The organism is Embleya australiensis, assembly GCF_051903075.1.
GTDB lineage: Bacteria > Actinomycetota > Actinomycetes > Streptomycetales > Streptomycetaceae > Embleya.
In genome coordinates, this window is the sequence record NZ_CP182422.1 from 3,538,615 (window position 1) to 3,550,722 (window position 12,108).

General features: G+C 69.8%; 16 protein-coding genes, 1 tRNA gene and 1 pseudogene. 2 read left to right on the plus strand and 16 right to left on the minus strand.

The window, feature by feature from the left end:
- Positions 1 to 23 precede the first annotated feature (23 nt).
- Positions 24 to 97: transfer RNA gene (locus ACMXN5_RS15010), tRNA-Pro, on the plus strand.
- Between the two features lie 83 nt (positions 98 to 180).
- On the opposite strand, the gene ACMXN5_RS15015 is transcribed toward ACMXN5_RS15010, so the two are convergent.
- The 16 genes and pseudogenes from ACMXN5_RS15015 to ACMXN5_RS15090 form a co-directional block, all read right to left on the minus strand.
- On the minus strand, positions 181 to 1,380 hold the full coding sequence (locus ACMXN5_RS15015) for a site-specific integrase (RefSeq protein WP_439675682.1): 1,200 nt from the start codon (positions 1,378 to 1,380) through the stop codon (positions 181 to 183).
- Positions 1,381 to 1,453: 73 nt separating this feature from the next.
- Positions 1,454 to 1,669: a helix-turn-helix domain-containing protein gene (locus ACMXN5_RS15020; protein ID WP_439678010.1), complete on the minus strand. Its 216-nt coding sequence runs from the start codon at positions 1,667 to 1,669 to the stop codon at positions 1,454 to 1,456.
- A 263-nt stretch (positions 1,670 to 1,932) separates the two neighbouring features.
- Positions 1,933 to 3,114, minus strand: a pseudogene (locus ACMXN5_RS15025) (DUF3631 domain-containing protein); the annotation flags it as partial.
- An 89-nt stretch (positions 3,115 to 3,203) separates the two neighbouring features.
- Positions 3,204 to 3,416, minus strand: coding sequence for a hypothetical protein (locus tag ACMXN5_RS15030; RefSeq protein WP_439675683.1), 213 nt, complete (start codon positions 3,414 to 3,416; stop codon positions 3,204 to 3,206).
- A 45-nt stretch (positions 3,417 to 3,461) separates the two neighbouring features.
- A complete protein-coding gene (locus ACMXN5_RS15035) occupies positions 3,462 to 4,304 on the minus strand; it encodes a DNA primase (protein ID WP_439675684.1) in 843 nt (280 codons plus the stop codon).
- 23 nt (positions 4,305 to 4,327) lie between these two features.
- Positions 4,328 to 4,555 carry a hypothetical protein gene (locus tag ACMXN5_RS15040; protein WP_439675685.1) on the minus strand — a complete coding sequence of 76 codons (228 nt, stop codon included), beginning with the start codon at positions 4,553 to 4,555 and terminating at the stop codon, positions 4,328 to 4,330.
- The gene (locus ACMXN5_RS15045; protein WP_439675686.1) at positions 4,552 to 5,319 is read right to left on the minus strand and encodes a DNA methylase; all 768 of its coding nucleotides are present in this window, start codon (positions 5,317 to 5,319) and stop codon (positions 4,552 to 4,554) included. The genes ACMXN5_RS15040 and ACMXN5_RS15045 overlap by 4 nt, the downstream gene beginning before the upstream one ends.
- Positions 5,320 to 5,411: 92 nt before the next feature.
- On the minus strand, positions 5,412 to 5,705 hold the full coding sequence (locus ACMXN5_RS15050) for a DUF4031 domain-containing protein (RefSeq protein WP_439675687.1): 294 nt from the start codon (positions 5,703 to 5,705) through the stop codon (positions 5,412 to 5,414).
- A gap of 103 nt (positions 5,706 to 5,808) precedes the next feature.
- Positions 5,809 to 6,000: a hypothetical protein gene (locus ACMXN5_RS15055; RefSeq protein WP_439675688.1), complete on the minus strand. Its 192-nt coding sequence runs from the start codon at positions 5,998 to 6,000 to the stop codon at positions 5,809 to 5,811.
- 164 nt (positions 6,001 to 6,164) lie between these two features.
- Entirely contained in the window at positions 6,165 to 8,240 is a 2,076-nt protein-coding gene (locus ACMXN5_RS15060) for a hypothetical protein (protein WP_439675689.1), read from the minus strand.
- A 15-nt stretch (positions 8,241 to 8,255) separates the two neighbouring features.
- Positions 8,256 to 8,639 carry a plasmid transfer protein TraA gene (traA, locus tag ACMXN5_RS15065; protein ID WP_078975770.1) on the minus strand — a complete coding sequence of 128 codons (384 nt, stop codon included), beginning with the start codon at positions 8,637 to 8,639 and terminating at the stop codon, positions 8,256 to 8,258.
- A gap of 105 nt (positions 8,640 to 8,744) precedes the next feature.
- A complete protein-coding gene (locus ACMXN5_RS15070) occupies positions 8,745 to 9,050 on the minus strand; it encodes a hypothetical protein (RefSeq protein ID WP_439675690.1) in 306 nt (101 codons plus the stop codon).
- Complete coding sequence (locus tag ACMXN5_RS15075) at positions 9,047 to 9,994, minus strand: DUF2637 domain-containing protein (protein WP_439675691.1); 948 nt, start codon at positions 9,992 to 9,994, stop codon at positions 9,047 to 9,049. Before ACMXN5_RS15075 ends, ACMXN5_RS15070 begins: the two co-directional genes overlap by 4 nt.
- Positions 9,991 to 10,272 (minus strand): DUF6303 family protein, encoded by a 282-nt coding sequence (locus ACMXN5_RS15080; protein WP_439675692.1) that lies wholly within the window; start codon positions 10,270 to 10,272, stop codon positions 9,991 to 9,993. Before ACMXN5_RS15080 ends, ACMXN5_RS15075 begins: the two co-directional genes overlap by 4 nt.
- A 41-nt stretch (positions 10,273 to 10,313) precedes the next feature.
- Positions 10,314 to 10,808: a hypothetical protein gene (locus ACMXN5_RS15085; RefSeq protein ID WP_439675693.1), complete on the minus strand. Its 495-nt coding sequence runs from the start codon at positions 10,806 to 10,808 to the stop codon at positions 10,314 to 10,316.
- Positions 10,805 to 11,137, minus strand: coding sequence for a hypothetical protein (locus tag ACMXN5_RS15090; RefSeq protein ID WP_439675694.1), 333 nt, complete (start codon positions 11,135 to 11,137; stop codon positions 10,805 to 10,807). Before ACMXN5_RS15090 ends, ACMXN5_RS15085 begins: the two co-directional genes overlap by 4 nt.
- Positions 11,138 to 11,564: 427 nt before the next feature.
- Between ACMXN5_RS15090 and ACMXN5_RS15095 the strand changes: the two genes are divergently transcribed.
- Positions 11,565 to 12,107 (plus strand): GntR family transcriptional regulator, encoded by a 543-nt coding sequence (locus ACMXN5_RS15095; protein ID WP_439675695.1) that lies wholly within the window; start codon positions 11,565 to 11,567, stop codon positions 12,105 to 12,107.
- Position 12,108 lies beyond the last annotated feature (1 nt).

The window sequence follows — 12,108 nt, forward strand, 5'->3', positions numbered from 1 at the left end:
CCGCTAAGCTGAACGCGCAGCATCGGGGTGTGGCGCAGCTTGGTAGCGCGCTTCGTTCGGGACGAAGAGGCCGTGGGTTCAAATCCCGCCACCCCGACCCAGGTAAGAAGGGGCATCCGCAGCATCGCGGGTGCCCCTTCTTCATGCCCGGGAGCCAAACAGGGGGCCACCGGGGAATGATCAGACCGTTCGGCGCTCCTCCCCTCCATCGTTCTCGGCGACTCCGGAACCCTCGGTGAAGATGGCGTCCATGGCTCCGGCGCCTTCCGTGATCACCGGTCGGAGCTGCTTGCGGTAGACCGCCTCCGTCGTGGCTGTGCTGCTGTGACCGACGACCCGGGCGATCACCTCCAAGGGGATGCCGTGGTCCGACAGCAACGACACGAAGCTGTGCCGGAGTTCTCGGGGCGTCCACTCCGGCGCCAATCCGGCCCGCTTCACGATTGCCCGGAAGTCACGGCGGACGTGTGAGGCGTCGAGCGGTGTGCCGACCGAGGACGCGAACACGAGATCGTGCTCCTTCCACCTGTCCTTCGCTGCGAGGCGATCCCACCCCTGCCTCACGCGGTGGTCTTCCAGCACATCCACGACCTGTTGCGGCGCGGCCAGGGTGCGCCTGCTCTTGCGCGTCTTGGTATCACCGTGCTTGCGGACGGACCGCCACACCTCGATGTGCGGCGGCGCATCGTTCGCCGGGTTCAGGTGGACGTGCGCCCACGTCAACGGGCGCGCTTCTTCAGTGCGCACGCCCAAGAGGAGCGACACGACCACGTACGCATGAAGGCGTGAGGCTTTCGCGGCTGTCAGGACCGCTTTCGCCTGCTCCAAGGTCAGCGCCTTGCTGGGCCGCCCGGCCCGACCTTCCGGAACCGTGACCAGTTCGGCGACGTTACGGAGCACCTTGTCTCTGCGCTGAGCGTGGAGGATCGCGCGCCGGAGCACCGAATGAACCTCACGCAGCGACCGCGTCGCCAGCACGTCCGCTCGATTATCCAGCCAGTCATCGACGTCATCCGCCGTCAGGGCCTTCAGCTTCGCCTTGCCCAGGAACGGCGTGATGTGGTTCTCCGCCAGGCTCCGACACTTGTCAACGGTCTTCGTATCGCGGCCTTTCAGCCCCCGACCCAAGAAGTCCTGTACCGCGTCAGTCACGGTGTAGTTGGCCGGAGCCTTGACCCCCGTCTCCAGTTCCTTGCGCAGGTCGCGGATCTTCGCGCGGACCTCCGTTTTAGTCTTGCCGTACACCTTGGGACGGAGCCGCTTGCCGGATGGCGCGAACCCGAGGGAGATCGCGCCGACGTAGCTGTTCTTGGAGGCATCCCAGTAGATCGAATCTTCGCCGTTCCCGGCCTTACGAGGGCGCTTCGACGCCTCGGTCATCTGCTGTCTCGGCCTTTCAACGGGAGGAGCCGCGCCCCAAGGACGCGGCTCCATGGACAGACAGGGGATCGGTTCAGCAGGTGGCCTGCTCCGCTTCGCGCTCCAAGAGCGCGCTGTATTCAGCGATGGCGGCAACCGGAACCAGTCGGACGCGGCCTTCCTTGACAGTGCGCAGTCGGCCCGTGCGGATGAGTTCGTAGACGACGGTCCGGCCGAGGCCGAGCAGCTTCACGGCTTCGGGGACGCGGTAGAACACGGGTTCAAGTCGAGGCGGGGCGATCGTGGACATGGCGACTCCAGGTCGGAGCGATCGATGTCGGTTAGGTCGAGGAACGACAGCGCGCTGTGCCGCCGTCCCCCTACCTCCCAGATCCGCAACATGCGCAACACCGCAACACCGCAGGTCACAGGCTCGGATTTGTTGCGGATAGCGGTTGTGTTGCGGATAGGTGCCGCCACACGCGGGGTGCGGCGGCACCTGTCCGGCGCTGCTTCGGCCCGGCGTTCGGCGCGCGGGTGTGGCGCTTTCGCGGGCGGTGTTGCGGATGCCTACGGGCCATCCGCAACGAATTCATCCCTGTTGACCTGCGATGTTGCGGTGTTGCGGATGTTGCGCATTTCCGGGGGTGGGGGAGGGCAGTACCGCATCCACGCGTCCGTGAGGTCTTCCGCGTAGTAGCCCCTGGGGGTTCCGGAGGCGGTTCGGATGACGCGGGGCTTGATGGGCTTGTTCGCGGGGGTGACGTACCGGCCGAGCAGTCGAGCGAGCATGCGGGAGGTGAGGGGCTTGTCGTCCACGTCGGCCCACTGTCCGTCGTCGAGGGCGAGCAGCATTTCGAGGATGGCGGTGGTGGGCATGCGGTCGGCGCCGCGGAAGACCCGGTCGCGCAGGTCGGTCAGCAGTCGGATTCCGACGGATGCCTCGTCGCCGTCCCGGGCGGCGTTGACCAGGTCGACGCATGCGGCGCGTGCGCGGGTGGGCCAGTGGCCTCCGGCCGCGTCGGCGACGGCGAGCAGGGGTTCCCACACGTCGGCGGGCCTGTCGGTGACGCCGTCGGGCATCTCCGGCCAGGCGTCGGCGACCGCGTCGCGGACGGTGTCGGCCCATTCGGCGAGTCGGTCCCGCAGGACGTGTCCCTCCTTCTCGTGGAGGCGGCGCCGGTAGGGCGAGACCTTCTCGTTCGGGGCGCGCTTGCGCATGCGGATGATGACCGAGCGGGTCAGGATCGTGTCCGGCAACGAGCCCAGGCCGGCCATGGCGACGGCGCAGTACGAGGAGAACCAGCCTGCGACCTGGTTCGAGCCGTCCCCGACGCAGCGCAGGGCCGCGCCGCCGCGCCGGTAGCCGGAGTTGAGGAATCCTCGGACCGGTTCGTTGTCTCCGGCTTTGGGGCCGAAGACGGTGTCGATTTCGTCGAAGAGCAGGGTCGGCATGCCGTGGGAAGCCTCCACGAGCCGGAACAGGGCGTTGGCGGACGCGTTGACGGTCATCGCGGCGTTCGGGGTCAGGGTCTCCACGATCTCCAGCGCGCGGGACTTGCCCGATCCCGGTTCCGGGGACAGGAACGCCAGGCGGGCGGTGCCGTCGAACGCGTCGATCAGGTGGGCGTGCGCGTCCCACAGGGCGACGGCGACGTAGGCGGCCTCGGTGGGGAACACGTTGAACCTGCGGTGGAACCGCTCGACCTCGTCGAGCAGTTCGGCCCCGTCGATCGTGGGCGGTGTGTCGGCCATGCGGTGGTTCTCCTGTCGCTGGTGGATCGTTGTCACGGGTCCGGGGCGGTCGGCGGGTTCGGTGACTCGTCGGCCGCCCCGGGGTGGTGTCAGACCTTCAGGTCGGCGATCTCCTTGGCGCGGTTGGGGAACAGGACGCGGCGGGAGACGGTGCCGAGCACGATGCGCTTGTCGCTGCGGTGTTCGGACGTGAGGAGCTTGCGTCCGGTGGTCAGGGCGTGGGTGTCGGTCGGTTCGCTGAAGAAGCGGCTGCCGCGTTTGTTGCCTGCGGCGTCCTTGAACTCGATGTGGAACTCGGCCATGGCGGAGCGACCCTCCTCGGGTGGCTGGTGTGCAGGTGGGGTGGTTCAGGCGCTTGTGTGCAGTCCGTTGCGGACGGCGCGGCGCGCGTAAGGCTCAGGCACGCCGACCGCGACGGCGGCCGTGACGATGTCCTCGGCCAGAGCGTCGAGTCCGCACGGGCCGGGGCATCGGGTGTGCTGTTTGGCGAGGAATCGGGCGACGCCGTATGCGCTGGATCCGGCGCCGCTTTTGGTGTGGCTGCGGACGATGGCGAGTCCGCGTTCGAATCCGGTTTGGACGTAGCGCTCGGTGTGGCGGCACCCGGTGGCGACGGCTCGATCCCACCCGGCCGGTGTCGGTGCGGGTGGGGAAGAGTCCACTCCGCCGCGCGGGGGCGTGGACTCTTGCTTGTGCCGTTCGAGGAGCGCCCGGACGGCCGAGGGCAGTGCGGTGGTGTGGCCGGTGCCGCGGCCGAGCCAACGGGCATAGGCCATGCGGGATTTGATGTCCACGCCGGGGCGGACGTGATTCGCGGATCGGGTGGCGCCCCGGTAGATCCAGTGCTCCCCGCGGGTGGTGGGCACGACCCGGGTGGCGGGCAGGGCCGTACGGGCCCACTCGATTGCGTCGCTGTTGTCCAGGTCCACGACGGTGTATCCGGCGCCGCCGGGGTGGTAGGCGACCGCGACCGCCCGCGCCCAGGACCACACCCACGACGAGGACGCGATGACGGTCGGGTCGGTGGTCGCGGCGGCCCACGCGTGGCACACGCGCGGGCACTTGCAGGGACCGGCGGTCTTCATGTTCGGTCGGCCGCCGCAGGCCGAGCCCGTGCAGGCGGGGCAGTTCCCGAACGGGACCTTGCCCGCCCGCAGGGGCAGAACCGGCAGGCCGGAGGCAGCCAGCATGAGAGCGGTGTGCAGGTGGCCGGTCACGAGAGGCCCCACTTGCGGGCAGCCCGTTCGATCCGCTCCGTCAAGGCCGTGCCGGGCGGGAACGGGCCAAACTCGGTGTAGATGATGGCGAGGGCCTTGTCCGTGTCGTCGGGCCGAACGAACAGCAGCGCGCGATCCGTGAACACGTGTACGCGGGCTTCCGCGATCAGACGGTTGACCTCGTCGGTGACGTCTTCGTCGTCGGACGTGAGGGGCGGGTTCATGCGGCCGTCTCCTCTCGGGTGCGTGTGGTGAGCGCGTCGATGAGGTCGGTGCCGATGTGGTGGGTGTAGGCGGGTGGGATGGCTTCGGCGAGTTCGCGGCGGACGTCGGTCCAGTCGATGCCCATGGCTGCCTGCCATTGGGCGACGGTGCCCTTGCCCCCGCCGTCGCCGTAGACGGCGAAGTACGGGCCGGTGAACCACTCGCCGTGGCGCATGCCGGCGACGCGTCCGCGGTGCGGCCGGTGCGCCGGTGCGGTGACGGTGAAGCCGTGAACCTCGAAGTAGCGGTGACGGATGACGGCGAGGCCGAACATCTCCCCGCACAACCGCAGATCCCTGCGCAGTTCGGCGCCGGCGACGTTCTCGATGACGAACGGCACACCGGCCGCGGTGAGAGCGTCGCGGGTGGGTGCGATCAGCCGCGGGTAGGTGCGTCCGCGGTTGGTGCCCTTGGTGAGCGAGCACGCGTCCTGGCACGGTGGGGAGGCGTGGACGACGTCGAAGTCCGCGGCGTGCGCTTCGGCGTACTCGATCGCGTCCGCGCGGACGAATGCGTCCCCGCAGTAGTTCGGCTGCTCGGCGATGTCGACGCCGGTGACGTGGAACCCGGCCAGCTGGTAGCCGCGGGTCGCGCCGCCGGCGCAGCAGAACAGGTCCAACAGCCGCGGTCGCACGCTCCTGAGCCCACGCGAGCAGCGGGCGGTGTACCACTCGTACCCGCTGCCTTGGCAGGTGCGGATGATCCGCGCGTGATTGTTTGTCATGCTGGGGGTCCCTTCCGGGTCCTTATGGGGTTCGGGTTGGGCCCGGGGCGACCGCCGGACTTGGCGGAAAGACGGTCGCCCCGGGGGCGGATTCAGCGAGACGGTTCGGCGGCGCGGCGCTCGGCCATGAGTTCGGCGAGGCGGTAGCGGTCGATCGCCACGGCGCCGAGACGGATCGCCAGAGCCCGCTTCGAGGGCACGACGTCGTAGTGCCAGCGGTGGTTGGTCGCGTTCTGGAACCAGCTCCGCTTGAGACCCAGCCGCTGCGCGAACGCGTGCAACTCGTCTCGGGTGTCGGCGGTCAGGTGCGACCAGTGGGTGTGGCGAAGACCTTTGAGCCTGGCCGCGTGGGTGTGGTCGGTGATCTCGTCCACGTAGACGGTCACGGGTACCTCTTGAATGGGGTGGGAGTGCACAGCGGGCGGCCGGTCGGCCGTCCTCCACGACCGCGGACCGGATGTGCGTCCGGGGCCATGGGGAGCGGCCGAGTCAGTCGTCCCGGTCATCCCACGTGCCGTTCAGCCAGTGCGCGTCCCGGGCCTCGGCCTCGGTGATCGCGCCGGTCTCCACGTCGTGCTCGATGCCGTCTCCGATCGCCTCACGGCAGGCATCGCAGGCACCGCACCACTCGTCGGGAGGCCCACCCCCGCAGTCCTCGAACCCGTCTTCATCGTCGTACACGTCTGCCCCCATCGGTAACTGTGTGTAGTGGTGTGCGGGTGTGGACGTGCGCACGCGTGCGGGTGTGCGCACGGGCGAAAGTGCTGGTCAACGCGCGCGCGTGCGCGCGAGGGCAACAGGCGTGCGCACGGCTTCCGCACACGTGCGCACACCCCGCCGCACGGCTACGCGGCGTAGTCCTCAACGGTGTCGTCGCGGGGGATGATGAGCCAGGATCCGAGCTGTCCGCCGGGGTTCTCGGCGACCTCCCGGCCGTCGTCCGCCCACTCGGCGAGGCGACGCGAGACCCAACTGCGGTGACGTCCGACGCGGGCCCGTGGGAAGTCCTTGGGCGCGCACACCGCCTCACCCCGCGCCCGCAACTCGTCCAGGATGGTCGCCATCTCGGCGAGCGCGTCCTCGGTGGAGCGACCGCTCGCGAACTCCGGCTCGGACACCTGCATCACCCGGGAGGGTTCCTCAAGCTCCTTGTCGGGATCGGCCTGCGCGTCCAGGTCGCTTTCGTGGTCGACCTCGTACGGCCGCCCGGCGCCCTCGAACTCGGTTTCGTCGTCCGCGGCTTCGCTTTCCACGATCTCCGCTTCGTCCGGGTGGATGGGCACGCGCGGGTGTTCGGCGAGAGCGGTCCGCAACGGCCCCGGGCCGGTGGACTCTTCCCCACCCCTGCGGACGGCGCGGGCTTTGTAGGCCGCGTAGCGGGGTCCGGCGGCCTTTGCCGTGGCCGCGTCCACGCCCTTGGGGCGGACCACGGCGTAGGCGGCGATCAGGCTCCGTACCTGTTCGTCCTCGGGCAGGCGGAACGCTCGCGCGGGCACGGGCCAGCGTTCGCGGTCCACGCCCGGGGCCTGGAGGTAGAGCATCCCGGGGCGTTCGGCCGCCCACTGTTCGGGCGATGCCCCGGCGTCCTTGGCCGCGCCGTCCAGGGTGAAGGCGTCGCCGTCGTCCTTGACGCCGAAGATCAGGGATGTCCCGAACTGGGCGCGGACCTCGGTGGAGATGCCCGTGAACGAGGCGCGTTGGAGGGAGAACGACAGGACGGTTCCGGTGGATCGGGCCTGTTGGGCGACCGGGACGACGTTCGGGTGATCGGCGACCGCCTCGTCGGCGGACTCCTCGAAGTGGATCAGGAGGAGCGGGATCCGGTGCTTGGTCCAGCACTCCGGTTCCCACTGGGCGTAGCCCAGGCGCCCGAGGAGGTCCGCGCGGGCCTTGACGACGATCGGGAGCACGTCGAGCATCGCGCTCACGCCCTGCGGTGTGGTCTCGCACCAGTCCAGGCCGCCCTGGATGGCGCCGATGCTCTGGCTGCCCTTGGACGGGTCCGCGAACCACACCACCGCGTCGGAGCGGGTCATCGCCTCGGTCAGCAGCACTTTGAGGCTTCCGGACTTGCCGGATCCGCTCATGCCGGTGGTCAGCAGGTGGGAGAGCGGGCGAGGGTTGTCGCGGTCCTCGGTGCCCGGCAACCAGAACTCCAACGGTTGCGCGTCCTGGTAGACGCCCAGGCGGATCGGGCGGGCGATCGACTGGCCCGGCAGAGAAGGTCCGGGGTAGAGCACGGACTTGCGCAGGTGATCCACCGGCGTCACCGACAACGTCACCCGGGAGTGGTCGTCCCGGTTCGGCGTGACACGGATCGCCCCGGGCGATGTCCCCAGCGCGGACGCCATCTGCGGAATCCGCTTCTGCACGTCGTCCGGCACCATCTCACCCCGGGGAAGCTGGAGTTCCGCGCTCACCTCACCGGCGACCACCTCACCCTTGACCACCTGCGTACGGGCGAGCCCCACCATCTCGAACAGGCCGTCGCTCACGCTCTCGGCGCCGCTGTTGCGCAGGGCGTGGCGAAGATTCCACCACAGCGCGAGGGTGCCCCCGCCGAGTGCTTGAAGCAGGGCGACGTTCGGCGACGTCGGCCCGGCCACGGTCGCGGCCGTCAGATAGGCACTGGCCGCGCCGGTGGACACCGTCGCCATGGCCCGAAGCCGCGGGGAGCGCTTCGACGCCTCCGACCAGGCCGCGACGGTGATGCCCGCACCGGCCGCGCCGATCAGGGCGGTGGCGGCAGGGTTGGTGCCGATCGTGTCGTGTGCCAGCGCCGCCGGGATCGTCAGCCCCGCCGCGACCATCCATGGCGGCAACAACGGTGCCGCGCGGCTGGTCAGGTGCTTGGCGGCCTGATCGAGCGGGGCGGTGGCCACCGCCGCCGTCACCCGCGAACGCCTGGATTTCCTCGCCACGATGCCTCTCCTCCTTTACGCCTCGAACTTGAACGCGGGCTTGACCGGCTTGGACTTGACCCCCGCGGCCTGCAACTCGGCCGCGTAGTTCTTCTGGAAGCTCGCGTACGCCTTCGCCATCGACCCGGCCGCGTACTTCAACGCCTCCGCCGCGATGATCAGGTGCTTGGACGTGTCCTTCGCCCGCTTCCGCCCGGCACGCCCGGCAAGCAGGGCGTCCACCGGGGCGATCTGCGACAGGACCGCGTACAACTCCTCCGCGGCCATGGCCAGTTCGAGCGACCCGTCACGGCAGAACAACCGCCCGCCGTTGCAGTAGTCGCGAATGCTCTTGTTCGTCACGAACTCCGGATCACCCAGGACATCCTGGGCCGTACTCCTACGCCGCTGCTGGGCCATCGGGCCCCTCCCTCGTGAGCATGGGTGAATGGATTCGAGCGGGGCTGACCCCGCTTCCCCCACACCCGGACCGCCGATCGCGGGTCCGGGAGTGAGAGGAGCCGGTCAGAACAGCGCGTCCGTCTCGACGCGCTCGGCACGCGCAACCGCGGCGGCCTTCGTCGCGGCGGTCACGGCGGGCCGGTGGCAGCGTTCGCACCAAGTCGTCAGGTCCGCGGCCGGCAACCCAACCGCGACCGCGAGCGAGACGGACAGGTCACGCGGGCCGACGATCAGGCCGTCGTGCCGATCGCACCGCCCGCCGCTGTCGGCGTGGCGCCGTCCGCACCGGCCGGTGCAACCACAGGTGCCGCCTTCGCGGGTCGCCACCGCCGACCACAGGTCGGCGCCGACGATCGGGGGCCGGCTCATGCGGCCCGGTCCTCACGCAACTCCAGATAGCGGGCGGACACCCACCCCACCGACCAACCACACAACTCGGCCGCGGCCCGCACCGGGTGGCCTTCCTGGAACGCGGCCCGCACCACCGCCCGCGCCCGCTCCTCCGACAACTTCCCCTCGGCCGAGTCGATCGCCAACAGAGCGGCCCGCTCCCGGCGTTCACGCTCGGCTCGATCCCGCTCGGCCCGTTCCCGCTCGGCACGCTCGCGAGCGGCGTGTTCGGCGGCCTGGCGTTCGCGCTGTTCACGCTCGCGTTCACGGCGTTCACGCTCGGCCGCCTCGGCCCGCTCCCGAGCCCGCTCCGCCTCACGCTCCTCCCGAAGCGCACGCTCGGCCGCCTCCACCCGCTCACGCGCCAACCGGGCCTCGTGCTCACGCTGTTCACGCGCCACCGCCGCGTGGTGCTCACGCTCCTCGCGACGTGCCCGCTCGGCAGTGGCCCGGCGCTCGGCCGCGGCCCGCTCGCGTTCCTCACGCTCGGCCCGTTCACGCTCGTTCAGCGCGACCTGAGCGGCGGTGATCGCCCGCCGGTACGCCAATCCCGTCTCCGCCGTGACGATCAGCAGGAGCGGCGCCACGGCATGCACGGCGACCCCGACCGGATCCCTGCGCAACGCGCTGTCGGCGACGTTCAGGAGCAGGGTCATCAGGCCCGTCATCCACCGCAGCACGATCGGCCACCCACCGCCGTGCCCGCCCACACGGGCCAGCGCGGCATCCAGGCGCACCACGATCACCACCGCGGCATCGACCACCAACGGCAGGATCGGCGCCGTCCACGCCCACCACGCCGGGGTATGCGCGGCGGCCAGCGGGGTGACCGTCAGGACCGAATACAGCATCGCGCCGGCCACGATCAGCCACGAACCCACGTTCAGCGCCCGCTCCGCCGAACGCAGTTGAGCGGCGTTCACGAGCCCTCACCGCCCGCCGACCGGACGTCGATCGCCGCAGTCAGCCGCACCGGCGACGTGTCGTCACCGGGCACATCCGCGTCCTCCATCCAGTCCCACGCGGCGCCGTCCGTGAACACGAACCCGAGCGCGTTCAACGCCCGTGAACGCTCCGCCATCGTCGGCACCGCCGAACCGTGCGCGAAGTAGTGCCTCGGCCAGTCGCGCACCAAACCCGACACCGGCACGACCACACGCCAACGTCCGTTGCGACACGACAGGAGCGCCTTGAACGTCACCCTGCCACCTGCCCGACCCCCGGCCGGGAACCACGAACCGGTCATCGCACACCCACCGACACGGCATGCTCCAGACGGTGCGTGAACTCCGCCCACGTCTCCGCCGGCCACCCATCCGAGGGACCGTGACGATCCACGAAGTCCTCCACCAACGCCGCTCGCGTCGCGAACTCCCCAACCGGACGCCCGGACCGGGCACCCCGCGCCCACTCGTCGACCCCGTGGGCCCACACCGTGCACCGGTCCCGCACGCTCCGCCGACCCCTCGGCGACGCGATCAGGAACAGCTCCAGCACGGTGGACGCGACCACCAACGTCGCCATCGCCACCGGCACGACCCACAGCCCGGAGACGAGCGAACCCGCCACGAACGCGGAACCGACACCCCCGACGGACGCGATCAGGGCCGGCGCCGCCGTCAACACGCGGAACCCGACCGCGGCCAGCGCCCGGCGGGCCAGGCCGAGGGTGTTCGCACTCGGCGACCACCGCGGCATGTGCGCGATCGGCCACACCACCAACTCCCGAGGCGTCACGCCGCCCACGCCCCTTCACACTCCGCAGTGTCGACGCGCCGCTGTCCCAGGCCGACCGGGGCGGACGAAAGCGCCAGCATCTCCGCGCACACCCACGTCCCCGCGTCCACCACCGACAAAGCACTCAGCAGCCGCTCGACGTGGCGGGCGAGTTCGCGATCCGTCCCCCACAAGTCGGAGAGGATGTCCCGCGCCGCCTCCAGGCGCGCCGCCTCCTCCTCCGCCGTCTCACCGGGCTTCCCATCGAACAGGAGCCAATCGACACCGAACGCCAACTCGGCGAACTCGGCGACCGTGGCCGCGTGGCGACCAACGACAATGTCTCTCATGGTCGTACTCCCTCTACTGGAGAAACGACCCACGGGGCGTCCGACGACTTGCCGGAAGCGGGCGCCCCGGCACACATCTGTGTGCCTCGTCCCGAAAAGACGAGTGGCCATGGCCCACGACGCGCCGACGTACAGCGCGCCGAGGACCAAAATCACTCGTTGATCTCGTTCACTCTGTTGAGTTCTCAAGGACCACTCGGTCACGTCGGACTCTCGGCGCGCGGGGACAAGCCGCCTTCCGAGTTCCGCTCGGCCTAGCTGCGAACGAGCCGACAGACAGGCAGACGGTGGTACCGCCATCCCCGATTTCCTCGGCTTGAGATGACCGTACTGCCTTTCGCGAAAGGTGGCAAGGTTCAGATCTCGACCGATGCGCTTACTGTGTAAAGCAGCAAGGTTTGCCACCTCGGGCGATCAAGGAGATCCGGTGGACGGGAACGAGTGGGTGCACGTATCCACGCCGTACGTGAAGCCGCGCGACAAGGGCCAGCGGGACGCTTGGAGCGAGGAAACCGCTGCTCAGGGGCGCACGGGCACTCAGCGGATCATCCACGCTCGTGATGTGGACGCGCCGGGGGAGGTCGCCAAGCTCCTCGGCATGCCGGAACGCGCTCTCGTCGTCGAGCGACGGAGGGTCATCTATCTCGACGGTGAGGCCACCGAGCTGACGAACACCTACTACCCGCCGCACATCGCGCATGGGACAGGCTTGGCCGACACCGCCAAGATTCCCGGTGGCTCGGTGACACTGTTGGCCAACCTCGGCCATACCGGTCACCTGGTGAAGGAAGAAGTCAGCGCCCGCATGCCGGACGCGACAGAGCGGGAGGTTCTCACGCTGGGCCCACGCGATCCGGTTCTGCGCCTGGTTCGAGTCACCTTGAGCGCCGCTGGTGAGCCCTTCCAGGTCGACGTCTCGGTCTTCCCGGCAACAACCCAGCGACTCCGCTACGAGATGAGGATTGGCTGAC

Excerpts from the sequence above, each read along its gene's own strand:
- traA (WP_078975770.1), bottom strand. The coding sequence starts at position 8,639 with ATGGCCCAGCAGCGGCGTAGGAGTACGGCCCAGGATGTCCTGGGTGAT.
- ACMXN5_RS15035 (WP_439675684.1), bottom strand. The coding sequence starts at position 4,304 with ATGCTGGCTGCCTCCGGCCTGCCGGTTCTGCCCCTGCGGGCGGGCAAG.
- ACMXN5_RS15020 (WP_439678010.1), bottom strand. The coding sequence starts at position 1,669 with ATGTCCACGATCGCCCCGCCTCGACTTGAACCCGTGTTCTACCGCGTC.
- ACMXN5_RS15040 (WP_439675685.1), bottom strand. The coding sequence starts at position 4,555 with ATGAACCCGCCCCTCACGTCCGACGACGAAGACGTCACCGACGAGGTC.
- ACMXN5_RS15030 (WP_439675683.1), bottom strand. The coding sequence starts at position 3,416 with ATGGCCGAGTTCCACATCGAGTTCAAGGACGCCGCAGGCAACAAACGC.
- ACMXN5_RS15070 (WP_439675690.1), bottom strand. The coding sequence starts at position 9,050 with ATGAGCCGGCCCCCGATCGTCGGCGCCGACCTGTGGTCGGCGGTGGCG.
- ACMXN5_RS15045 (WP_439675686.1), bottom strand. The coding sequence starts at position 5,319 with ATGACAAACAATCACGCGCGGATCATCCGCACCTGCCAAGGCAGCGGG.
- ACMXN5_RS15090 (WP_439675694.1), bottom strand. The coding sequence starts at position 11,137 with ATGAGAGACATTGTCGTTGGTCGCCACGCGGCCACGGTCGCCGAGTTC.
- ACMXN5_RS15015 (WP_439675682.1), bottom strand. The coding sequence starts at position 1,380 with ATGACCGAGGCGTCGAAGCGCCCTCGTAAGGCCGGGAACGGCGAAGAT.